The 21,000-nt window shown below is 43.6% G+C and carries 39 protein-coding genes; 36 read left to right on the top strand and 3 right to left on the bottom strand.

The window, feature by feature from the left end; genetic code table 11:
• Positions 1-3 precede the first annotated feature (3 nt).
• The 4 genes from ACFYKX_RS10700 to ACFYKX_RS10715 all read left to right on the top strand — a co-directional run bounded on the left by ACFYKX_RS10700 (position 4) and on the right by ACFYKX_RS10715 (position 1,723).
• Positions 4-285, top strand: coding sequence for a hypothetical protein (locus tag ACFYKX_RS10700; RefSeq protein ID WP_389360853.1), 282 nt, complete (start codon positions 4-6; stop codon positions 283-285).
• Positions 282-581: a hypothetical protein gene (locus ACFYKX_RS10705; RefSeq protein WP_389360854.1), complete on the top strand. Its 300-nt coding sequence runs from the start codon at positions 282-284 to the stop codon at positions 579-581. The genes ACFYKX_RS10700 and ACFYKX_RS10705 overlap by 4 nt, the downstream gene beginning before the upstream one ends.
• Positions 578-1,246: a hypothetical protein gene (locus ACFYKX_RS10710; RefSeq protein ID WP_389360856.1), complete on the top strand. Its 669-nt coding sequence runs from the start codon at positions 578-580 to the stop codon at positions 1,244-1,246. The genes ACFYKX_RS10705 and ACFYKX_RS10710 overlap by 4 nt, the downstream gene beginning before the upstream one ends.
• 213 nt (positions 1,247-1,459) lie before the next feature.
• Positions 1,460-1,723 (top strand): hypothetical protein, encoded by a 264-nt coding sequence (locus ACFYKX_RS10715; RefSeq protein WP_389360858.1) that lies wholly within the window; start codon positions 1,460-1,462, stop codon positions 1,721-1,723.
• A gap of 32 nt (positions 1,724-1,755) precedes the next feature.
• Here the strand turns inward: ACFYKX_RS10715 and ACFYKX_RS10720 are convergent, their stop codons facing one another.
• On the bottom strand, positions 1,756-2,367 hold the full coding sequence (locus tag ACFYKX_RS10720; RefSeq protein WP_389360860.1) for a hypothetical protein: 612 nt from the start codon (positions 2,365-2,367) through the stop codon (positions 1,756-1,758).
• Positions 2,368-2,506: 139 nt separating this feature from the next.
• On the opposite strand from ACFYKX_RS10720, the gene ACFYKX_RS10725 reads away from it, so the two are divergent.
• The 15 genes from ACFYKX_RS10725 (at position 2,507) to ACFYKX_RS10795 (ending at position 9,542) form a co-directional block, all read left to right on the top strand.
• The gene (locus ACFYKX_RS10725) at positions 2,507-2,824 is read left to right on the top strand and encodes a hypothetical protein (RefSeq protein ID WP_389360862.1); all 318 of its coding nucleotides are present in this window, start codon (positions 2,507-2,509) and stop codon (positions 2,822-2,824) included.
• A gap of 18 nt (positions 2,825-2,842) precedes the next feature.
• Positions 2,843-3,151, top strand: coding sequence for a hypothetical protein (locus ACFYKX_RS10730; RefSeq protein WP_389360864.1), 309 nt, complete (start codon positions 2,843-2,845; stop codon positions 3,149-3,151).
• A 17-nt stretch (positions 3,152-3,168) separates the two neighbouring features.
• Positions 3,169-3,510 (top strand): hypothetical protein, encoded by a 342-nt coding sequence (locus ACFYKX_RS10735; RefSeq protein WP_389360866.1) that lies wholly within the window; start codon positions 3,169-3,171, stop codon positions 3,508-3,510.
• 29 nt (positions 3,511-3,539) lie between these two features.
• Positions 3,540-3,737, top strand: a complete 198-nt coding sequence (locus ACFYKX_RS10740; protein WP_389360868.1) for a hypothetical protein — start codon at positions 3,540-3,542, stop codon at positions 3,735-3,737.
• Positions 3,738-3,751: 14 nt separating this feature from the next.
• A complete protein-coding gene (locus ACFYKX_RS10745; RefSeq protein WP_389360870.1) occupies positions 3,752-4,165 on the top strand; it encodes a hypothetical protein in 414 nt (137 codons plus the stop codon).
• A gap of 5 nt (positions 4,166-4,170) precedes the next feature.
• Positions 4,171-4,461: a hypothetical protein gene (locus tag ACFYKX_RS10750; RefSeq protein WP_389360872.1), complete on the top strand. Its 291-nt coding sequence runs from the start codon at positions 4,171-4,173 to the stop codon at positions 4,459-4,461.
• A complete protein-coding gene (locus ACFYKX_RS10755) occupies positions 4,458-4,778 on the top strand; it encodes a hypothetical protein (protein ID WP_389360874.1) in 321 nt (106 codons plus the stop codon). Before ACFYKX_RS10750 ends, ACFYKX_RS10755 begins: the two co-directional genes overlap by 4 nt.
• Complete coding sequence (locus tag ACFYKX_RS10760; RefSeq protein WP_389360876.1) at positions 4,771-5,247, top strand: hypothetical protein; 477 nt, start codon at positions 4,771-4,773, stop codon at positions 5,245-5,247. Before ACFYKX_RS10755 ends, ACFYKX_RS10760 begins: the two co-directional genes overlap by 8 nt.
• A gap of 117 nt (positions 5,248-5,364) precedes the next feature.
• Entirely contained in the window at positions 5,365-5,973 is a 609-nt protein-coding gene (locus ACFYKX_RS10765; RefSeq protein ID WP_389360878.1) for a hypothetical protein, read from the top strand.
• Positions 5,974-5,989: 16 nt separating this feature from the next.
• Positions 5,990-6,487 carry a hypothetical protein gene (locus ACFYKX_RS10770; protein WP_389360880.1) on the top strand — a complete coding sequence of 166 codons (498 nt, stop codon included), beginning with the start codon at positions 5,990-5,992 and terminating at the stop codon, positions 6,485-6,487.
• A 14-nt stretch (positions 6,488-6,501) separates the two neighbouring features.
• Positions 6,502-6,942: a hypothetical protein gene (locus ACFYKX_RS10775; protein WP_389360882.1), complete on the top strand. Its 441-nt coding sequence runs from the start codon at positions 6,502-6,504 to the stop codon at positions 6,940-6,942.
• Between the two features lie 32 nt (positions 6,943-6,974).
• On the top strand, positions 6,975-7,199 hold the full coding sequence (locus tag ACFYKX_RS10780; RefSeq protein ID WP_389360884.1) for a hypothetical protein: 225 nt from the start codon (positions 6,975-6,977) through the stop codon (positions 7,197-7,199).
• 51 nt (positions 7,200-7,250) lie between these two features.
• Entirely contained in the window at positions 7,251-7,748 is a 498-nt protein-coding gene (locus ACFYKX_RS10785; protein ID WP_389360886.1) for a hypothetical protein, read from the top strand.
• Positions 7,749-7,851: 103 nt separating this feature from the next.
• Entirely contained in the window at positions 7,852-8,658 is an 807-nt protein-coding gene (locus ACFYKX_RS10790; protein WP_389360888.1) for a type II toxin-antitoxin system PemK/MazF family toxin, read from the top strand.
• Between the two features lie 383 nt (positions 8,659-9,041).
• Positions 9,042-9,542: a hypothetical protein gene (locus ACFYKX_RS10795; RefSeq protein WP_389360890.1), complete on the top strand. Its 501-nt coding sequence runs from the start codon at positions 9,042-9,044 to the stop codon at positions 9,540-9,542.
• Positions 9,543-9,785: 243 nt separating this feature from the next.
• On the opposite strand, the gene ACFYKX_RS10800 is transcribed toward ACFYKX_RS10795, so the two are convergent.
• On the bottom strand, positions 9,786-10,202 hold the full coding sequence (locus ACFYKX_RS10800) for a hypothetical protein (protein WP_389360892.1): 417 nt from the start codon (positions 10,200-10,202) through the stop codon (positions 9,786-9,788).
• Between the two features lie 127 nt (positions 10,203-10,329).
• On the opposite strand from ACFYKX_RS10800, the gene ACFYKX_RS10805 reads away from it, so the two are divergent.
• The 14 genes from ACFYKX_RS10805 (at position 10,330) to ACFYKX_RS10870 (ending at position 18,462) form a co-directional block, all read left to right on the top strand.
• The gene (locus ACFYKX_RS10805; protein ID WP_389360894.1) at positions 10,330-10,995 is read left to right on the top strand and encodes a hypothetical protein; all 666 of its coding nucleotides are present in this window, start codon (positions 10,330-10,332) and stop codon (positions 10,993-10,995) included.
• Between the two features lie 11 nt (positions 10,996-11,006).
• Positions 11,007-11,399: a hypothetical protein gene (locus tag ACFYKX_RS10810; RefSeq protein WP_389360895.1), complete on the top strand. Its 393-nt coding sequence runs from the start codon at positions 11,007-11,009 to the stop codon at positions 11,397-11,399.
• A 28-nt stretch (positions 11,400-11,427) separates the two neighbouring features.
• Positions 11,428-12,012 (top strand): hypothetical protein, encoded by a 585-nt coding sequence (locus ACFYKX_RS10815; protein WP_389360897.1) that lies wholly within the window; start codon positions 11,428-11,430, stop codon positions 12,010-12,012.
• A gap of 106 nt (positions 12,013-12,118) precedes the next feature.
• On the top strand, positions 12,119-12,739 hold the full coding sequence (locus ACFYKX_RS10820) for a hypothetical protein (RefSeq protein ID WP_389360899.1): 621 nt from the start codon (positions 12,119-12,121) through the stop codon (positions 12,737-12,739).
• Between the two features lie 45 nt (positions 12,740-12,784).
• Positions 12,785-13,189 (top strand): hypothetical protein, encoded by a 405-nt coding sequence (locus ACFYKX_RS10825; protein WP_389360901.1) that lies wholly within the window; start codon positions 12,785-12,787, stop codon positions 13,187-13,189.
• Positions 13,186-13,392, top strand: a complete 207-nt coding sequence (locus tag ACFYKX_RS10830) for a hypothetical protein (protein WP_389360903.1) — start codon at positions 13,186-13,188, stop codon at positions 13,390-13,392. The genes ACFYKX_RS10825 and ACFYKX_RS10830 overlap by 4 nt, the downstream gene beginning before the upstream one ends.
• 85 nt (positions 13,393-13,477) lie before the next feature.
• Positions 13,478-13,918 carry a DarT1-associated NADAR antitoxin family protein gene (locus ACFYKX_RS10835; RefSeq protein ID WP_389360905.1) on the top strand — a complete coding sequence of 147 codons (441 nt, stop codon included), beginning with the start codon at positions 13,478-13,480 and terminating at the stop codon, positions 13,916-13,918.
• A 189-nt stretch (positions 13,919-14,107) separates the two neighbouring features.
• Positions 14,108-14,266, top strand: a complete 159-nt coding sequence (locus ACFYKX_RS10840) for a hypothetical protein (protein WP_389360907.1) — start codon at positions 14,108-14,110, stop codon at positions 14,264-14,266.
• A gap of 179 nt (positions 14,267-14,445) precedes the next feature.
• Entirely contained in the window at positions 14,446-14,811 is a 366-nt protein-coding gene (locus tag ACFYKX_RS10845) for a hypothetical protein (RefSeq protein ID WP_389360909.1), read from the top strand.
• Positions 14,812-14,932: 121 nt separating this feature from the next.
• Positions 14,933-15,370, top strand: a complete 438-nt coding sequence (locus ACFYKX_RS10850; protein ID WP_389360911.1) for a hypothetical protein — start codon at positions 14,933-14,935, stop codon at positions 15,368-15,370.
• Positions 15,371-15,501: 131 nt separating this feature from the next.
• Positions 15,502-16,419 (top strand): DNA methylase N-4/N-6, encoded by a 918-nt coding sequence (locus ACFYKX_RS10855; RefSeq protein ID WP_389360913.1) that lies wholly within the window; start codon positions 15,502-15,504, stop codon positions 16,417-16,419.
• A 126-nt stretch (positions 16,420-16,545) separates the two neighbouring features.
• Positions 16,546-17,373, top strand: a complete 828-nt coding sequence (locus ACFYKX_RS10860; protein ID WP_389360915.1) for an ATP-dependent DNA ligase — start codon at positions 16,546-16,548, stop codon at positions 17,371-17,373.
• Between the two features lie 101 nt (positions 17,374-17,474).
• The gene (locus ACFYKX_RS10865) at positions 17,475-17,666 is read left to right on the top strand and encodes a small, acid-soluble spore protein, alpha/beta type (protein ID WP_389360917.1); all 192 of its coding nucleotides are present in this window, start codon (positions 17,475-17,477) and stop codon (positions 17,664-17,666) included.
• 262 nt (positions 17,667-17,928) lie between these two features.
• Positions 17,929-18,462, top strand: coding sequence for a DIP1984 family protein (locus ACFYKX_RS10870; RefSeq protein WP_389360919.1), 534 nt, complete (start codon positions 17,929-17,931; stop codon positions 18,460-18,462).
• 294 nt (positions 18,463-18,756) lie between these two features.
• On the opposite strand, the gene ACFYKX_RS10875 is transcribed toward ACFYKX_RS10870, so the two are convergent.
• A complete protein-coding gene (locus tag ACFYKX_RS10875) occupies positions 18,757-18,894 on the bottom strand; it encodes a hypothetical protein (RefSeq protein ID WP_389360921.1) in 138 nt (45 codons plus the stop codon).
• A gap of 114 nt (positions 18,895-19,008) precedes the next feature.
• On the opposite strand from ACFYKX_RS10875, the gene ACFYKX_RS10880 reads away from it, so the two are divergent.
• From ACFYKX_RS10880 to ACFYKX_RS10890, 3 genes are all read left to right on the top strand, one after another.
• Entirely contained in the window at positions 19,009-19,467 is a 459-nt protein-coding gene (locus tag ACFYKX_RS10880) for an RDD family protein (RefSeq protein ID WP_389360923.1), read from the top strand.
• Positions 19,468-19,522: 55 nt separating this feature from the next.
• Positions 19,523-19,882 (top strand): response regulator, encoded by a 360-nt coding sequence (locus ACFYKX_RS10885; protein ID WP_389360924.1) that lies wholly within the window; start codon positions 19,523-19,525, stop codon positions 19,880-19,882.
• A 141-nt stretch (positions 19,883-20,023) separates the two neighbouring features.
• On the top strand, positions 20,024-20,860 hold the full coding sequence (locus ACFYKX_RS10890) for a flagellin N-terminal helical domain-containing protein (protein WP_389360926.1): 837 nt from the start codon (positions 20,024-20,026) through the stop codon (positions 20,858-20,860).
• The last annotated feature ends 140 nt before the right edge of the window (positions 20,861-21,000 follow it).

A 21,000-nucleotide genomic window follows, 5' to 3' on the forward strand; every position in this document is an offset into this window, starting at 1 on the left:
GTCATGCCATTTTACGAAACCCCTGAGTATACTCTTTGGTCTATGACCGATTTGGGTTTTGTCATGTACGTGGGAGATAAAAAGACAAAACAAGTCTACCCTTGCACCCTTGAGTGGGGAGAGGTAGACGGAAGTTACGAGCTCCATGCCAAAGAAGGAGAAGAGGTATTCCTCGTCATTGAGATGGATGGCGATGAGATGGATGCTTTTTTAACCCAAAGTGAAGCCGAACGGTTTGTTCAAACGTCTTACACCCTTCAGCTAGAAAAGGAGGAATACTCTTGATTGCTCACTGTCAATTTTGTGATACCGAGTTTCTATCCATAGAACAAGAAAGTTGCCCAAAATGTGGGACGGAAGATTTCATTCCGATTACACCACCGACACACACGTTCATTCTTCGTTTAAAAGACGATAGAATCGAAGAAGACGAAAAGAATCTCCTTCAGTACGGAACCATTTCCTATCAAAGTAAAATCCTACCCATTTTCTTCTTAGAAACCACTCATCCCTTGTCTGTCATCCGAGCTCTTCCCTATGTTGAAAGAGCCAATGTTCCTCGAACCGGGAGACTCCTATGAAAGAATGCCAACTATTTGTTCCAGTTAAAACCTTCTTAGAACAAGCGGGTTACACGGTTTATTCCGAAGTATGCCCGTTTGGAGGCGGTTGGAGAGCCGATGTGGTAGGGATTTCAGGTAAGATAGTCACCGTGGTTGAAATGAAAAAAAGCCTCAACTTTGAGGTTATTCATCAAGCCCTACAGTGGAAACCCTATGCTCATCACGTCTACATTGCTATACCAAGAGGGAGGAAGTGGATTCATCCTTACGTCAAAAAACTATTGCTACAAGAAGGGATTGGGTTGATAGAAGTTCATCCACCGAACCATCTAACATCAGAACCTTTTGCTGCTGGTTACCTCACTCCGAAACTAACTCGCTCCATTCAATCTGACCTTCGTGACTTTATTGGTCACGATGTATTAGCCAATCCAGTAGGCGGAACGAATGAAGGGGGCTATGTGACTCCTTACAAACGAACCATGGAGCAAGTTAAAACACTATTAAGGAGAAAGCCTCGCAAATGGTTTTCCTTAAACGAAATCATCGAGGAGGTTCATACCCACTATCATTCCCCAAAGTCCTCCTTGGCTCAAGCCCTGCTTTCCCTTGAAAAGGATTGGTGTGAAACCAAGTTGGAAAACCGAAGACGATACTATCGTTACAAGGAGGGATCCCAATGACCTTTTTCAGGCAATATGAATACACCATCTTCTTTGACCGTTCCCATGAATCCACAGTGAAAAACATTTTAGAAGGAATAGGGGGTGTGTCAAAATCTCCGTTCATCGCCTGTTTTTACTTGAAAACTGCGAAGTTACAACCCCGGCTCTCTCGCATTCGAGGGGTCACAGGAGTTTTTTTAATCTCATCTCCCACCGAAAGGAGAATTCCCCATGCAACCTTTTAACCTACAACCGAAATACCCCAATGCTCAACTGCTGGAACAAGATTTACTGAACAAAGGCTTTCGATACGATATGAACATGAAAGCAAAAGGATTTGTTGTTCTCGAAAAAGCCAATGTCTGCAAACTCTACCTCGACTACCACACGAATATTTGGATTTTGTACCCCATGGGAGAGAAAGAATCATTGGAAGGAAAAGTCGAAAACATTTCTGAACTCATGGATTGGCTTTCAAACTCAAAAAGGACATAAAGAAACCACTTCTATGAAGTGGTTTTCTTCTTTCATCTCTTATTCTGAACATGTCTCGGTTTCTCAGCCAATCGATTCTCGACAAAGCAAACTGGCGTGAGTGCGTAATCCGAAAAGGCAAAGGAATCTTCATATCCATACAAACAAGTCTCTTGCCGCTTCAAAGAATCTTCTCGGTTTTCTCGGTACACGAGTAACCTTCCATTAAGGTCGGAGGCCACAATATCACCGGTTCGATACTCAAACACCCTTCTTCCGGCTGCTTCAAAAATAGGGCGAAGAAGTTCTTTTTTCACCTCTCTGTACTCGGCTTTTCGGACTTGATCCCACCGAACTCTTCCTTCTTTCACCTTTTTATGTAAATCGGTCACAACAAACGTTTCTTCATGGACATCCGAAGCGAGTACGTACCCAATGCTTCCTGCTAGGTAGGTATGTTCTTTGAGGATGCCTACTTTTACTTTTGTGTCTTGCAAAAAGACGACAAAATGACCTTGCTGAAGGTAGTGACGGTCTTTTTCACGTTTAATCTCTTCTCTTAATGACTTGATTTCCGCTTCTTCCTTTTTTCGCAACTCCGTTAGTTGCAGCAAGGAGGTTTCTCGGTCTTTCAATCGAGATTCCAGTTCTTGAATCTTGTTCATCTTCATCACGCTCCAACGTTTTGTATATCTTTATTATACATGAATATCGGAATTTATGTTACAATATTGGTATGTATCTCTCTATCTCCTTCCATGGAAGATAGATATTTGTTCGATTGATATAGAAGGAGGAGTGACCATGAATGTCACATCATCAAAAGAAAAAATAGACACGATTGCAAGGAAACGTCAGCAGATCCTAGAGACTTTCTTTACGCATAACTGGAAACCCAATCGAGCCTATTGTTCTCGAATTGACTCGGTGACGGGAGAGTTTGAAGGGGAATTTTACTTGATTTCGCCTTGTAAAGAATTTGCGGTGACAATTAAGAAACGAGTCATCCATGTTCATGAATGCAGACGCCAATTTGCGAAAGTGTTAAACCTTGAGATTTTGACAGCCGTGATTTCAGACGATGGAATTGCGAATGGTCTCATTCAGTTGAAATGGCAGTAAAAAAGGAGAGAGAAAACGATGACGAAGGCAAAGGAAAAACGAAAACAAATCATTGAAGCCTTGCTGTCGAACGGCTATCAGGCAAATGAAGCCTATTTAGCCAATTGGCGACCTGACTACATCATGGATCCTCGAACCGGAGAAACGACGCTCGGAGAAAACTACCTCATCCATAAGGATGGCTCCACCGCCATAACGGTGAAGAAAAGCGTACTCACCGTTCATCAAGAAAGTCGTGGGTTCTGTAAAGGGATTTCCATGCAACTCAATCACATTGAGATGACTCCACAAGGGTTAAAAAGCGGGAAGATTCTATTGCTTTACTAAAACTAGGGGGAATGACAGTGACCATCTATCATCTTTTTACGACGGAACAAGAGTTTTCTTCAGCCTTAGAAGAGTATATGTCTGGTAGTCATACAGCCAAGCGTGTTTCAGAAGAGGAAGCCCGAAAGAGTGGTGGGATACCCATTACGCGCGAGTTTACCATTGAAACAAGAGATTTGCGTGAATGTGATGATAAATATTCGCTACTTGGGCATTGTTCTATTCAAATTGAGCATGTCTTTTGCAACACCGTCCTAGAACATCGAATCCAAGCATTTACAGGGTACACCATTACAACCTTACCCGATGTATTGGGTTTTACATTCCGGGTGTCCACCATTCTTGTTCCAAGGCAATAATCATCAAAAATATCCAAGGGGGATTCATAATGAGACCAAAACGAAAATTTCAATACTTACTGCATTACCTCATCCAATCACCTAGCGGATCAACAGGAAACGGAAATATTACGGTAACCCGCAACACCCCATTAAGACCTAAAGACATTCCTATCATTGAAGGAGAAATCAAAGAAAGAGAAAACGGAAGACGTGTCATCATCCTATCATTCTCTAAATTTGAATAAGGGGGATTTTAATCATGAATGTTCAAGCCTATATCCAAGAGTTAGAAAAACAATTTCCGAACTGGATGTTCCGTGAAAAAGGAATTGTCTATGGATTCAAAAACCTCACTTCGAAGATTTGGGAAGGAGAAGCGTCACCCGAAAACTCGATGAAAGTGGCGGTTCGAGTAAGTGTAGAAGGCATTTTCTTGTTCTCGAAAAAAGAGAACCCGAATATTGCGTACCTCAATCCCAATACGTATCTTTCTCTTGAAGAAATGAAAGGGTTAAACTGCAAGGGTTTCTACCCGATTCAAGTCGGTTGGTGCCGGATTGACGGAAGCATTGCCTACTCAGATGGCGTCTTTGAACCAGGTCTTCATCCCCATGACTTCATGGAACTAAAGAGCGTCACTGAAACACTCATTCAACCATTTTTAAGGGGGTAACGTCATTGGAGTTCAAACTCTACGATCCTATCGAGCAAGTCTACTATGAACCTCACCACATTCAACACATTGACTTCAAGGAACAAAAAGTGGAGGTGCTCTTTCGAGGACATCTCACGAACACCTTTACCTTTGATGAAGTCGAATTCCACCCTCCATCCGCTCAATATCACCTAGAAGTAAAAGCCTTCTTTGAGTCTCTTTCACGAGAAGAACTGATTTCTCTCCTAGAAGAAAGCGGATTTAAAGTGACGGATGGAACGGGTCAAATCATATTTGAGGAGGAAACGGAATGACACCCATTTACGGAAAAATCTTTGTGGTGGCGACGCTCTATCTGTTCATGAACGTTCTATTAAAACGCACCTTAGTCAAACGGAATCCTAAATTACCACCCACGAATAAACATACGGTCTTCAAAGGTCTTCTCCTCATGTATGGAGGACTCATTCTGAATCTAGCGGAAACCAAGTATTACGGCTGGAACCGATTCCCGGAAAGTACAGGCGAATGGATCATGGACATCATCACCTCTATTCTTTACTTGGTGGGAGCATTGGTTCTTCATAAAGGCTTTTTCCCAACCGTCAAGCGAGGTGTAACCCATGCCTAAAACGAACCTTACCCCTTACGTAACCTTCGTGGAGAACCAAAAGGATGTTCTCCGCCTTTCTTGGAATAAACAGTCAAAGGGATGGCAAATTACAGCACCCGATGTGAAAGAGGCGAAATTCCTTTGTCATGAATTCTTGCAGACGATTGAAATCATGGCTATGCTCTTCAAGGAACTAGAGGAGCGAGAATACGACCTCACCACTTTGCAACTCACGGTTAAAAAAGAAAAGCCGAAACGTCATCGCTTGCTGGATTGGTCTGACACGCTTGGTGTCGTTTGGGGCAAAGATAGCGATGGATGTGGTCCGGATTGGATTGTGTGCTACCCACGAAGACCTGATGGATGGCTCATCCATAGTGACTTGGTGCAAACCGATGTGTTTAATCGATTCATCAAGGGGCTTCCAGCTCTAGGTTACGAGCCAAACAGTCTTCGTTTTTCCATTAAACGAAAAGCAAAACCATAGAAGGAGAGGTTTCTCTCTTTCTTTATTTGATTGAATAACGGAATGAATGTATAATAAAGATATGAATTTGTTTTTTGTTTCACGATAAAGAAGGACTAAAAATAGGGGGATTGAACCATGACTCAAACCATTCTTAGCACGACTACGCTAGACCTTCAAACGGCTTGCCGCAAGAAGCACCCGATTCGAGAGGCTGCTCAACTGACCAAACCTCTTCACACCAAACCCATGAGTCAAGATTGGTTAAACACCATCGCAGAACGCAATCATTTTTGGTACACAGGCTTTCAAGGGAAGTTAGAAGATCAGTTCCGCCCAGAACGTATCGAACATGCCAAACAATTACTGGAGATGCGTGAACGCTTGCTGACGTTTGGAGGCGAACAAGTTTGTTTACCCGCCATTGAAGAGGATTTAGACGCCATCCTAAATCGTGGACAGTTGTGGTACGGGGATCGTTCTCACCTCGTCAAGGGGAGAGATAGTCGATGTCATGAAAATGCGTGTAATCTGTATGAAGCGAACCAAAACAACCCCCTTGTCACCCTGCATATGGCAACCGGCTACGCCTTAACCGAAGACGGGATGTGGCGACAACACTCGTGGCTCATCCAAGAACGACCAAGGGTGAATCGAGTCATTGAAACAACCGTGAAGCGTATCGCTTACTTCGGGTTCGTTATGACCAAGGAAGAAGCCGAGGAATTTTGCTACAACAATTACTAAATCTAGGAGGAAGTCTATGTCACTCTTACAAACCATCAAACAACGATTCTCGAAAAAAGAACAGGATCCTCGATTGGGTACAGCGTGGATCACAGAAGTACGCCCGATCTATTCTGACCGAGCAGGCTCCACCAATAAAAGGATTTGGGTAACAAAAGAATTCCTCTCAGAAGAAGTAGTCACAGCCGTTGATTTAGAACACCCGAATTCCTCGATGTTTGAACAACAAACGGCCTACCCCAAAAACCGACTCTTAACTCAAAACAACGTTCCGATTCGGTTCAACCGAAAAGGAAAACCCATCAACTATGACCCCACATTTGAGAAAGAGGGATACAAGGAAGGACAACTCTATCATTTTGAAGGACTTGGATTCCTTGGAAACATTGAGGGCGTGGAAAAAGTGTGGCTTGTGACAGACACCCTGGTCTTGTTCCGAACGCTTAAGAGCGAATCTCTCCTGACGTATTCCTACAAAGAACTAGAAATCTTAAAGCCAACTCTCAAACAATAATAGGAGGAATAACTATGACAATGACTTCCATTCAAATGATTCCTTTTGTGATTAACGGTGTCTCTCTTCAGGTAGAGACCAATTTTGTAGAAATGCTCGAAACCATCGAACGACTCAAGAAAGAGTGGGAACCAGGTGAAAGTACGGAACTTTGGAGTACGGATGCTGGAGATGTGAAAGAAAAAGATTACTTCCGTGATTTAGACATTGCACGTGACAACATCAAAACCTTCCAAAACCAGCCTGAGCTCTTACAAGACTATGTCCAAAACGTGCGCAAGAAAAAGAACGGAACCTTCTGGAGTCGCTCTGGACTCACCATTCAATTCTATGGATCTGTATCGGAATATCATACCGATTTCACGAATTCTTGGAACGTGCTGCAACTTCGATTAGAAGTGGAAAGCCCGAACGTGTGTCGATTGGTTCTTCGTAAAAAGTTTGAGAATCAATAGAAAATGAGACTTCTGAAAAAGGGAGGCTAATCATGACACCAAATCTATCAAACATGGTAAACACGTTAACCGAAAAAGAGAAACAAGCCTTAACAGAAGCCGTATCCGTCATCTGGCTGAATGATAAAAGTGACTACCTCAATGGATTGTGGGATGTCATACGAGTTCTTGTTGGAGAAGATCTTTTCCATCATAAAGATTGGGATATTAACCAGTTGTACAAGGTCCTAAAGCCAAGAGAAACGGAAGAAGAGTAATCCATTAAATGTTTTGAGAGATTGTTCTCTCAAAACTAGGGGGAAATGAGCATGTTACTAGAGCGAAATTTAACGGGTGTAGACCTAAGTGAAACGTACGAAATCATGTGTGAAAAAGCAGGAGAGGACCTATCGAGATATTGGGACCGTCGGTATGGAGATGTTTGTGCTGGAACGAATGGTTCCCGCTTGGTTGTCACGAACGGCAGAACGTTTGTTGATAACAAAGAACCTTACCGATTTGAGATCACGAATGTTACCTGTGTTTTTAATGAGGATTGCTGGCAAGGTCACCCGCAAAAGATTTCCAGTCTATCCCTAGAGCATTTTACGTGGTTGCCTAGAGTGGATCAATTGCTTTGTCTCATCTGGAAGCGAAATGAGGCACCCACGAGCATCATACTAAATGCACCACAAGCAAAAGAAGCCATTCACACCCATGATGAGATGTTTGTTCCGGAAACACCCGAACAGCAACTCCTTCTTCAGTTCATGGAAATCCAATATAAAAAGAAATGGGATTCTATAAAAGAAGAGTGGGTTTACTAGAATCACGACCGAGATTGGGAGATTTTTCTTCTCCCTTTCGTTATGGTTTAGAAAATTTTGGTATACTAATAGAAAACATTCATAGATTAATAGGGGGAAGGACATGCCCATCAATGAACAACAGATTCTTACCAATATCCAAAATCGAACCGGTTATGGCCAAAAAGCCAACCAAGACCCGCTAACCAGACAGCAGTTAGGGTTTACTTTTTCGGATTCCAAGCAACAACTCGAACAACAAAACGTCGAACTCATGCTGCCGTTTGTTCTATGGAATGACATATGGAACCGCTACGGCACATTTGGAACGAGAAGAAATCAACTCCGAAATGGCTTTTCTGGCCGTAAATACGCAAGAGGGCGAAAAGTGTTCGTGGACTTTGGGTACAACATTGGAAGAGAGGCTTCGATGAAGCATCCAGCCATTGTCGTCGCTCAGTTTAAAGAGCTCCTGATTGTCGCACCTGAAACGAGTGACGACGGAAGACCGTTTTCACCCGACATCGAAAAAGTCGTGATCAAATGCCCGAAAGATGGGTCGGTTTTTATGAAAGATACCATTGTGGAGCTACACCAGTTGCGTTGCATCGCCAAAAATCGAATCATCAAAGACCTCGGCGTTTCAGCGAAGAATTATGTGTTGCCGAATCCGCTCGTGGATCAACTCAATCTTGGGTTTCCGCGTCCCATGCTCTCTTACGGAACCGATTTGGAAAAAACCATTGAACTCAAAGTGGCTTGGCACTATGCACCTGATGTGTTTCATCACATGATGCACCTCATGAATCAAGTGGAAGCGCTAGAGGAGGAGAATGCGGAGTTAAAAGCGCAACTGGCGGAGTTGCAGCGACCGATCCTGGAAGCCGCCGTCGGCGAGAGGGGCGAAAAAGACCCGAGTTCCGGCGAATAGGTGTCAACAAGGTGTTGACAGTTTGTACGCCCATTGGTAAGATATGAGTAAGAAATACATAATCTTCCACGATGGAAGACATACATTTGCCCGATCCCTTGTGGATTCGTGGTCACGCTGGTTTCCAGCGACTACCTGACATTTACACCACGGAACGTACATATTCCTTTTCCGTGTGTGCCTTGAGCCTATTCGCCTAGAATAGGCTCTTTTCCATTTAAAGACCTTCTAACTCTTGGTGTGACAGCCAAGAGTTTGTTGTTTTTTTAACAGTTCTACATCCACATCCAACTTCATAGAATCTTAACAAATCCCAAATTGGGTTTTGAAAGTGAAATTTTGATTTTAACTACAACAGAGGATATTCAAAAGGAGGAAGTAGGATGGCGATGGAAGGCTACCCAAAAGGCATGATTGATGTAGAAACATTGGTGTTGGTGACAGGGCTTTCGAAAAACACGATCTGGAGCAAAATCAAAGCGAGAAACATTCCGGAGTACCGATTCAAAGGATACGGGAAAACCCATTTCGTACGCATTCAGGACATCAAAGACATCTTAGAGGAGGAACCTCACGTGATTCAACTCGCAAAAAGCAAATTGGAACCCATTTTGGCGATGAAAAAGATTTTAGAGCATAGCCTAGACATTCAAGCCTCCTTTATGGAAACCCATCAGCACGAACCCGATTCGAAAGAATACATCATGGCGTGGTCTCGCCATTCTGCAGCCGAATACTACCTGATGTGCGTCAAGAAAATCCTGGCGACCGTGGATGTGCTAGATTACCAGGAACAAGTATCCCTAACGACCGTGAATCCGAACGACATTGAAGAAGATTTGAAGACCTTACTAGGCGACACATTTGCCAAGAGGTGGATCTAACCTTTCATTCATTTATTCTCTATCCATTCAAACGTTCACGAATTTGTCATTGGATATAAGAGATTTTTCAAGATACAATCAAGATGTTATTTCTTAGTTGAACTTTTCATTGTTTATTCTCAAACTCCCAATTTGAGAAGACAAAACCCCTTTAAATGTATAAAAAAAGAGAGTCTGTTTCATCCCATATCTGAAATTCGAAACGAAATTCAGAAACCGGAGAGAAGCAGGCTCTTTTTGTGTTTAGACGCAAGCCGGAAGGTTCAATAGCTGGTGCTTCTTCTCTTCTGCCCATTGGTGAAGGCTCATATGAGCGACCTCTCGACTGGTCACAATCAGCACTCTTCCTCCGACAAAGGTGAGGGTTTCATGGCCAATATCAAACAACACAAACACTTCATCATCCGGGAGATGGGGCTGGATGAACGCTTCGAGATTGTAGAGCTCCTCGTCGTACTCATCTTCCTCACCATGAACAAAGACACAAGACAGCGTATCGTACCCGCCGATTGCAAACCGAACCACTCCATTTTCATCGGTTTCTTCAAACACCTGAAGGTCTTTGGTGCGAATTTGCTTCAGGCTCTTCCGGAACGCTTCTTTGTCTTTCACTCTGAAAAACCCACTCTTCGATACCCATTGAAACTGTAAATCACCCATTCGGTCTTCCTCCTTTTGGTCTTCCTATGAAGATTATATGTTGAATATCGGAATATATGATATAATAAAGGTATCTTTTTAGAATTTCACGACAAATGAAGGAATCTTACAATAAGGGGAGATTACGATGAACTTAAACAAAACTCAAGCAGACAAAGTGTTAATTCTATCATTCTTAGGAATCAAGGAAAGCCAACTCATCGAGATGGAGGATTACGACAAAATCGCCATTCAAGAGTCGTTTTTAGAACCAAGAGAATGTTCTCCAACTCAAAACGGGGAAGATGCACTGGATCTGTTAGCCAAACTTCGTGAATCCTATTCGGTTGAAATCTTCCGTGTACTTGGCAGCAACGAATGGAGTGTGAAGTTAGCCAAAGAGAACGATTCTTACCTTGCGGGTCACAGCGACTTAAATCTAGCGATTTGTTTTGCAGCCTTGCTTAGTCTTAACCTTGATTACGCTGACACGATTCTTGCATCTGATGGATTCGCTGAAGTGAAACAAAAGGGGAAATACATCACCTTTACTCCGAAGAAAGATTGGGACCTGTTCGATGATACTGGATTTCAAGATACCGATGGAAAAGCCATCTTAGTAGGCGAGAACTATCGGGATACCGAAAGTGCCTACAACATCTATCAAATCCGTATTCGTCAAAACCAACCTGTCATTCATTGGGGAGGCGGCTTCATGATCCTAACGGAGAATAAAGCCCGTCAGTTGAAACATGCTCCACTGGCTTCTATGTTGCCAGGTGCGTCACTGTTCAACTCAAAAATCATTGATTAGGGGGAAAGTTCATGATTACAGAACAAGAATTTTTACCAGAACTGGAGCGGATTGCTCAAGAGGAAGTCGAACGGTTTTCCAAAACCTTTGGGGTTCCGCTTACCATCAAGGAAATCATCAAGGATGAAAAGATGGGACAATGGAAAGTCTTCACAAACGAAATTGAAGAAACCAACACTCCTCAGAAATACATCATCTCTTCTTGGTATTTGAGAATCTTACTCGCTCCGAATACCGCTCGAAAAGATTGCCAAGATGTCTTCGTCGCTTGTGCCATTCACTTAAACTATCACCCAACCACCAAAGGCTTGCAAGAATATGAGTTTACAGGCAGCAAACACATCAAGATTGACGACCCTCATACGCATCGAAGCCTTGGGTTCTTCCAACGAGATTTACACTAAAACAAAATCATATTTAGGGGGAATTGGAATGAGTACAACCATCTATAACGGCTATCAATTGAATGTGGAAAACGGAATTTACGGAGTTCAATCGTTCTGGGCAAACCTTCATGACCGATTAGAGACATTCCGAAAAGAACTCTTCATCAAAAGGATAGTGGAGTTTTCCAAGAACTCGAGCCAAAGCGTCTACGAGACCTATGATTTGCTGAAAGAAGAGTACGAAGAAGACATGAAAAAAGGCTACCGAAGTCCGTTTGCCGACTTTGATTTCAAAGCCTCGTTTTTCGTGTGTCAAAACAGTCGTGTCTTGCTTCTTCTTTACGCAGAGCAACGGGAATTACATGAGTTCTTTGAATCTCACCCAGAGGTTTCCTACTACGGCTACTGGAACAATACGGAACCAGACGAAGAAGTGTCTGAAGAAGAATGGGAACAAAGAAAAGCGGATTGGGATGAAGCGTTGCCTGGCATTGGCGTACCGAGACACTCCATGATGCAGTTCCCAGATTTCACCGGGCTTCCGATTCATCGTTACCAGTTGAAACGGACCGTTAAACAATACTTCCCAGAAATCGAAGAGTCACTTCTTGTTGATCCGAAATCCTCTTAAGTTTCCGAAATCCTTTTGGAATTCGGATGATTCGGACTGATCCGAAAAGAAACGATTAATCTACCAATCTCAAATCATCATTAAACCATAAAGGAGAGATGTTTGCATGAATATCATTGACCAATACCGTAAGGATCTGTTTGAAAAGGGTAGTTTCACCTCCAATAGCCTCATCAGTTTGCTTGATGTATGTCCAGGCTCCGAATATTTAGGTCTTCTCACACAGATTTTAGGCGAAAAACCTACAGATCCTCGTCTGTTTGGAGCCTACAATCTTTTAGGGCAAATCTATGTGACCATGCAAAACCCAGATGGTTCCCTGACCTACCAAAAAGCCGATGAGAACCTAGCGGAAATCATCCTGAAGAAGTGCAACATCGGACCTTACGGGTTGTATTTTGCGGTCGTGACCGATGGAGGTATCATTCAGCCTCCGACGTTTGGCAATGACCTTCTTGAGTTGGTCGAAAACATGCGACTGGAACTCGATGATTGTTTCAACTATGAAAAAGATGACGCTCGTATTTACAACATGGGCTCTCGTGAAGAAGTGTATTCCTTTACGGAATCTTGCTACTTACACGATGAAAACTTGGTCGAAGTTTTTGAGAATGGTCGTGTCTTTACCATTACTCGGGGTGAATTGACCGATGAACACCAAGTCGTCTTTGATCCTCAAGCGATTGAGGAAGATGAGGAAGAAGAAAACGAAACCGAGAGAGTTTAAGACTCTCTCGATCATTCTTTAAACATTCTAAAGGGGGAAACCAAGTTGAAGATTACGATCAAAATTGATGAACCAGTCCTTGAAGCCTTAATCGTTGCCCATACGCCTCTGTATGTGGCTGATTGTGCCAACCTAAAAATCGAAAACGGATTTTTACGGAAAACCGGTCGGGGCTATGTAGTCGCCCTTGATAAAGGGTGTTACCCGCTTGGGGAAAGTCAACTTGCTTTCTTCTATACTTCTCAAATAGAAGCCGAAAGAATGCTCAACGAACATCTGAAAATGGAAATGAGACACCGCCTGAACACGAAAACGGCTATCATCGAGGAACTCTGGAAAGGCTATATCAAAGAACCTCATCCGGTTCATGTGCTGGAAGGCATGAAGGAAATCATTCATACGGGGTTTAACGTAATGGTAACCATTCCTACTGAGGAGGCGAAATCATGAATCAAAACGAGCATCAAGCACTAAAACTAGAACTCGAAACCGTCAAACGCCAACGAGATGAACTCTTTCAGATGCTCAAAGAACTCGATGACACCATTGACTTCAAAGAAGCGTTTGAGTCACTCGATGACGAACCACATCCTTACAATGAGGTACTAGGCAAAGCGAAAGACTTGCTTACTCGAATGGAACAGGAAATCTAGTAATAGAGGGGCTACAAGAACCCCCTCTTTGTTCACTTGTCTATTAATCTCTTAAACAAAAAAACGAAGAATAGGAGAGAATACGATGACTCAGGTGTTAGAATGCTCCTCTAAAGGAGACAAGCGATTTAGTGCGTTTTTTGCATGGGTAACGATTTTTGGAGTAAACAACTCCATTGAAAATCACTACCAACTCTCAAAACGCTTTGGAACGGACCCCGCTCCGAAGCACTGGAAAGAGTGTAAAGGCAAAAAACCCACGCATTTTGTTGTAAACGGGGAACCGTTTGACATGGAACTCTTTAGCCTATGGTATAAGTATCTATGGCTCGTGTTCCTCGATAAGCGACCAGACCTTGTGGCATTCGCTTCACAGTTTGAAGACTTTACGGATATGTTCCGTGGCAAAAGTGTCAACTGTCAAGCAGACGTGATCAAGCAGTATGTCAAAGAGGGGAGAGCGTCACTACTCCGTGACATCGAACCACTTCTTACGGCTTTTCAGGAACAAGGGTTTCGGGTGTAATTTCCACCAAGAGAGAATTCTCTTGGTTATGAAACTTTTTTTCTCTAAACCTTTTAAAACACTTGAAATGAATATCGGAATGATAGTACAATGTAAGTGTAGTGTTGTGAACATCGTTTCGTTTATCTCTTCCTAATCGTATCAAGGTTATGGCTCGCTGAGCCCAAATTTTGATTAGGAGTGGTAATCATGAACAAAATGACAAAAAAATTCGGTGCCATCATGATGACAGGTGCGTTACTAGCTGCAATTGGATTTGCAGGAGGAGCCTCAGCAGACAAACAAGAGACGGCAAGTGCGGGTGGCGGCGGAGCAGTCATCCAAGCAAAAAAAGTGGAAGCACTATAATCTTACTAGAATCTGAACTCCATTCGTGGAATTCAGAAATGAGGGCGGGTCTCCGCTCTTTTTCTTTATTCTCTTCTCTTCTCTTTTCGTTATTTTAGAACGACGAACGGTTATGACTCCTTCGAGGGTCAACGATCTTAATTCCGAAGGGAATTAAGAATAGAAAGGAGAAGATGCTTGTGGCAAAACGTTCAAAGAAAGTCATGGCGATGCTTTTAACAGGAGCATTGGTAGCAAGTTTAGGTTTTACCTCTGGAGCAAGTGCAGCAAAGCCAACAGCGATGAAGATTGGGACACATGCTGGGAAGGGCGTTCAAAAAACAGGCTTTAGCAACGGTTCTTCGGCTAAAGTTGCTCTAGCCGGCTCAAGCACTGGAAAAGCCAAGAGTTACCTTGGCTCTAGCACAGGGAAATCCAGTGCAAAAGGGTACTCTAGCAGCAAGAAAAAGGCTTCCAATGCTAAGAAAACCAACAAGTTTGGTGGCTCTGGTGCTTCAAAAGCAAAGGGCGGATCTAGCACTGGCAAAGCCAAAGCAAAAGGTTAATCCATCGCTGCGAACTAAGAGTGGGAGACATCTGAAATCCTGGTTAGGATTCAAGACCATCCCGCTCTTTTGCTTGTTATGGGACTCAATTAGAGACCCAAACATCGAAGGAGGTGAATCCATGAAACGAAAGAAATTAGGCGCCATTGCCTTAACCGGGATGTTGCTTGCGAGCATTGGACTTGCTTCAGGAGCCTATGCTGCCGAAACCCCAAAAGGGAGCAGTTCCAAAACGGTAGCGAAGGAAAAAGGTTCAAAGGAACGCTTTGAAAAAGAAAAGAAAATGAAACTAGAAAAAGAAGCACGAGAAAAAGCAGCGAAATCAAAAGTCGATCAACAACGTGCGGAACGAGCCAAGCAAGAGCAAGAACGAGTGGCCAAGATGAAAGAAGAAAAGATGCGCCAATTGGAAACCAAAGCCCGTCAACTGGAAGAGAAAAACAAGGCTCTTCAAAATCGGGTGAAACAGTTAGAAGCACAAGTCGCTGAGCTCGAGGCGAAATTAGGCTCTCAATCTCCTGACGCTCCCTATGAAGTAGAACGAGAAGAAGACCTGTAAGCGGATGCCCATGATGCATCCGTTTTTTTAATTCCGTTATTCTTTAAATATTCTTGAATTCAACACTCAAGATGTTCTATGGTTAGGGTAGATCTGAAATTTTATTCGATAATAGAAGGAGTGTTGAAATCATGACTAAAAACATGACTAATCAAAACGTAAGACAGGCTCAATTAGGTTCTATCTGGAGTTTTCCTGAACGTGGTCCTTGGGGTAAATCTTCGTACCGTGGCAATTGTAGTGGACACGTCATCAAAGAACTCTTGCAGTTCTTTAAGCCGAAACGCTTTGTGGAAGTGTTTGCTGGAAGTGGTACGGGTCGTGATGTCGCCAAAGAAATGGGCTTCTCAAACTCGGTTCACTTAGACCTTCGACCTGAGTTTGGAGGCTGGAACGCTCTTGCCGATGAGATTCCTGTTGGTTCTGATTTTGCGTTTAGCCATCCTCCATATGACCGAATGGTGGTGTATTCAGGTGAACAATGGGGTCAACCAAACCCACATGATTTGTCTCGCTGCTCCAGTTGGGATGAATTCATTCACAAGTTGAACCTCGTGAATGAAAAAATCTACCACTCACTGGTACGAGGCGGTCGACATGCCATTCTGGTTGGAGATTGGAAACAAAACGGGAAAATGTACAGCATGCAAAAAGATATGGCGTGGTTTGGGGATTTAGAATATCACCTCATTAAAAACCAACACAACACCATGAGTGAACGCAAGGTTTACAACGGCAACTTCATTCCGACCACACACGAGCATTTACTCGTGTTCAAAAAGAATGAAATCTGGATGTTCCCGGTGAAAGTCACGAAGAAATTTGACTTTGACATTCGTTCCGTGGAAACCGCTACTTGGAGAGACCTGGTTCAAGCGGCTCTTCAGCATTTAGGCGGGAAAGCCGTGTTGTCCGACATCTACAAACTGCTTCAATCGACGAAGAAGGCTCTTGGCAATCAAAACTGGCAAGCCAAGATTCGTCAAACCCTTCAAATCTGCGAGAATTTCAAACCTCTTGCAAGAGGCGAATGGGCATTAAGTGTGTAAGTTGTTTCTGTGCATTCGAATCAGTGGATTCGGATGCAACTTATTCGTTTACCCCATCTTCTTCTTGCCTACACTGATAAGGAAATTCGGATGGTCCAAATTTCTTAAGTGAAAGGAAGTGGGAAGTTGTTTTTACCGATGATGCTCCTTGAGGCCCGAACGGAACCCTTTAACCACGAGGATTACATGTTTGAGCCGAAGTTTAATGGCATTCGTTTGCAATGGATTCAGCGAAACGGAGAGATTTCCCTCTACACGAGACATGAGACCCTGATCACGAACCGTTTTCCTGAGCTCACGGAGTCTCTCTTTCCGTTTGATTCCCTCACCCTCGACGGGGAATTGATTGCGATGAATCCTGAAACGGGTTTAGAAGATTTTGAACTCATCATGAGGCGATTCCATTTGCGTTCGCCCGACCGCTCCATTCCAGTTGCGTTTATGGTCTTTGATTGTTTGTGGCAAGACGGAGACATTCGGCGTGCTCCCCACTATGAACGAAGACAACTCTTAGAACATCTCCCGCTTCTTCCCCCGTTTCAACTGGTGCCATCCCTAGAGGAAGAGGGGATTCGGATTTGGGAAGCGGTCACCGAACGGGACATGGAAGGCATGGTCGCGAAACGAAAGAATAGTACGTATGTGGGAAAAAGAAGTGGAGACTGGCTCAAAGTGATTCGCTGGAAGATGGTGAATGCCTTCATTGTGAGTGTTAGAACGTATCCATTCGCCGTCTATTGCGTAAGTGAAGAAGGGGAAGGACTCGGGCTGGTCGAGTTTGGGTTTGACCCCGTCCATAAAAAAGCCCTTCGAGGCATTTTGCCTTCGATTACGAAACATCAAAACGAGGATTGGATTCAACTCACCACCGGAATTCCGTGTGTATTAAAGAGCAGGGGCTATACCTCAAGTGGAAAACTATTCACCCCTGTATTCGAAGATTTTATCCTTTAGAAAAATGTACCAAGTATGATTTTGGGATGATCCGGTAATGTTACAGGACAAGGGAAGAAGGGAACTCCGACTTCTCAAAATCATCTTAGGAGGTTTTCACCATGGCAAGAAGCAACAATTCAAATCAAGTATTAGTGAACGGAGCAGAGCAAGCGCTTGACCAAATGAAAGTGGAAATCGCAAGAGAATTTGGCGTGAACTTAGGAGCTGAAACCACTTCTCGTTCGAACGGATCGGTAGGTGGCGAGATCACCAAGCGTCTTGTATCGATGGCACAGCAACAACTTAGTTAATAAGCCATAATCATGTTAGTCGGTTTGATTTTGGTTTGGCGTCTGAAACCGTAGGTTTTTAGATGATTGATTTCCTCCCTTAATCCTTCATATAAGAGAGAGCCTTTTATCCGAAATTCTTTTCGGGTGAATGGGCTCTCTTTTTTTCGACGTATTTCTCTTTTTATTCCTTGATTTCCTCCCTCTTTATCTGATAAACTATGAATATCGGTATTTTACACGAACAATAATAAAATAACACGAATAAGAGGAGGAAATACACATGAAAGTGATTACGTTAGCCGAAGCCCTACCCCTAAGAGGAGTCATCTCTCGTCGTATTCAAGAATTGATTCAAGAGCGTCAATCGGTAGCGATTGTAGAAGTGGAAAAAGGGGAGACCCCAGAACCATGTGAACGCACTTTCGAGGAAGTATCGCTTGAGCTGGAGCAAGTTCGAAAAGATTTCCGTACGCTGGATTACTGGATGCAAAACTTTAACGTGAACACTCGTATTGAGTGGAACGGAGAAGACATGACGGTGACAGAGGCTTTAGAACTTGCAAAACAACTTCGAGGAGAAATTCAATCGCTAAAATCCTTTGGTAATCGTAAAAAGACTGAGCGTGTGTCTCGTGGAGGCATTCTTGGTCAAAAAACGGAATTGCTGGCCATTGCTCAGTACGATCCGAAAGCGATTAAGCAACAAGCGATGAAACTAGAGCGTCAAGTGACTCGCCTGTCTGCCTTGATTGAAAAAACCAATCACACCTATACGATTCCATTCGATGCGAGTTGCTATATGGGAGAGGAGTAATGCCTCTCCCTCTCAGTCTGAAATTCTCTGGAAATTCAGATAGGGAGAAGAGCAGCACTTCTCCCTTGGGAGAGGAATAAAAACCTCTTCCTTTATGGCGGTTTACCGCCTAGCAGGAAAGTGTGGACACCGTTTTTAAGAGAGTATTGCTCTCTCGGGTATCAATGATGTCCGGTGTTTTGAACGTATCAAAACCGAAACATGTAGGATTGACAAGTCCAACACAGACCAATTTGGGTATGCGAACGCCAAACGGTTGACGGATCACGCGATTGACGGCTTACCTGTAACGTGTTACGGACTCCCTTTGTAGAAGAGATATTCTTCGTCCCGTTTCCTGCTTATTTTATCCATAAAGGAGGGCTTCTCCCATGAAACAATCTTTGGCTTCACTTCATTTTTTCCTTCTCCACCTTGCTTACTTCGCTTCATTTCTCATCAAACACTCCTTCCAAACTCAACCTCACAACAGAAACTCCTATGTTGGCTGGTAAGAAGCCACTCGATATTCGGGTGGTTTATTAACCTTTAAAAGGAGGAATGTCCATGCATTCAACTGCACATCCGGCTGGTTTTTGGTGGAGGGTACTTGCTTACTTCATTGATACAGCCATTGTTTCATTTGCGAGTTCTATTGTTAGTGTGATTTTACAGTTCATCTTGATGATTCCCCTCGCGTTTGTTGCAATCCCCCTTGTGGAGGAAGGATCATTCGCAGAATTCCTCGTATTCCTGTTCATGCTCTGTATCTATGTTGCAGGCTTTTTGACCATCTACTGGTTGTATTACGCCCTGTTGGAGAAATCCCATTTGCAAGGAACCCTTGGAAAACGAGCATTGGGCATGAAAGTCGTAAGGCTCGACGGGGAGCCGGTTACCTTTAAATTGGCAACTAAACGTTTTTTTGCTCGTCTGATTCCGTTTGGCTACGTTACTGCCTTGTTCACCCCGCAAACTCAAGCCCTTCATGATGTCCTCAGCAAATGCATCGTCACGAAAGAATAGCCTTTTCCTCTCTCGATTTTCTTCTCACATCCTCATTCTGAAAGGAGCAACCCCGATGGCCAAAATCGTCATTGTAGATGATTCTCGCTTCCTCCGTACTCAACTTCGTCACCTTCTCATGAAACACGGTCATGATGTGGTAGCTGCAGGTGAAGACGGGAAACAAGGTGTGGAGCTCTACAAACGTCATCGACCTGATATTCACTTCACCGACATCACCATGCCAGGTATGACTGGCATCCAATCCCTCGAAAGTATTCTCAGGCTCGACCCGAAAGCCAAAGTCGTCATGGTCAGTGCGATGGGAGAGCGAGGGATGGTGAAAGAAGCCCTCAAGATTGGGGCGAAAGACTTCATCATCAAACCCTTCAAAGACGAGCGTATCCTAGAAGCCATAGACCGACTGATGATTTAATCTCCTCTGCCGATTCTCGGCAGTTATCTCCTTTTCGTATTTGTTATCCCTGAATACAGGGAACCAGCACAAGGATGTGTTTGGTTTTAACAGTCTGAAATCCAATTGGAATTCAGATAAACACAAGGAGGTAACACCCACATGAGAATCTCTCACAACATTTCCGCACTGAATACGTACGGACAGCTACAAAAAAATGCCAATGCTGCATCGAAATCCATGGAAAAACTGTCTTCAGGGTTCCGAATCAACCGAGCTGGAGATGACGCCGCAGGACTTGCGATTTCCGAGAAAATGCGAGCCCAAATCCGAGGATTAAATCAAGCCTCCCGCAATGCCCAAGACGGGATTTCCTTGATTCAAACCGCAGAAGGCGCGATGGGGCAAACCCATGACATCTTGCAACGCATCCGAGAGTTAGGGGTTCAAGGTTCCAGTGAATCCTATGACACGAATGACCTGAGCATGATCCAAGCCGAAGTGGATGATTTGATTGATGAAATCGGAAACATCGGAAGCAAAACAGAGTTTAACGGCAGCAAACTGTTAGATGGTACGGCCAACTTCGATATTTCCATTGACCAAAATGGAAGTGCGTTAAACATCACCATTGGAAACATGCAGGCAACGGCTTTAGGTGGAACGAACACGCTAGATACGTTCAAAACCGGTGGAACGAATGCTTTAGCTGCGAACACCAATGCGAGAGACTTGATTACCGCAGCAGAAGAAGCCATCAAAACCGTAAGCACGGAGCGTTCTAAACTTGGGGCAAAGCAAAACCGCCTCGAGTACACCATCAACAATCTTTCAACAGCAAGTGAGAACTTAACGGCTGCCGAATCACGTATTCGTGATACCGATATGGCCAAAGAGATGATGGAGTTCACCAAGAACAACATCCTACAACAAGCCGCTCAAGCGATGATGGCTCAAGCAAATCAACAACCTCAAAACGTCTTAAACCTTCTTCGTTAACCCTCTTTAAAACCGAATTCTGTCAAAAGCAGATTTCGGTCTTATGGACTTCGACTTGTTTCTGACATAAGCGGAGATCCTTTTTTCAGAATCTCTCGGTCTTATCTCGAGCAAAGACCAGAAGAAGATACGGGGTTTCC

Origin of the sequence: Cytobacillus spartinae, assembly GCF_042865285.1 — a bacterium.
GTDB lineage: Bacteria > Bacillota > Bacilli > Bacillales > Cytobacillaceae > Robertmurraya_A > Robertmurraya_A spartinae.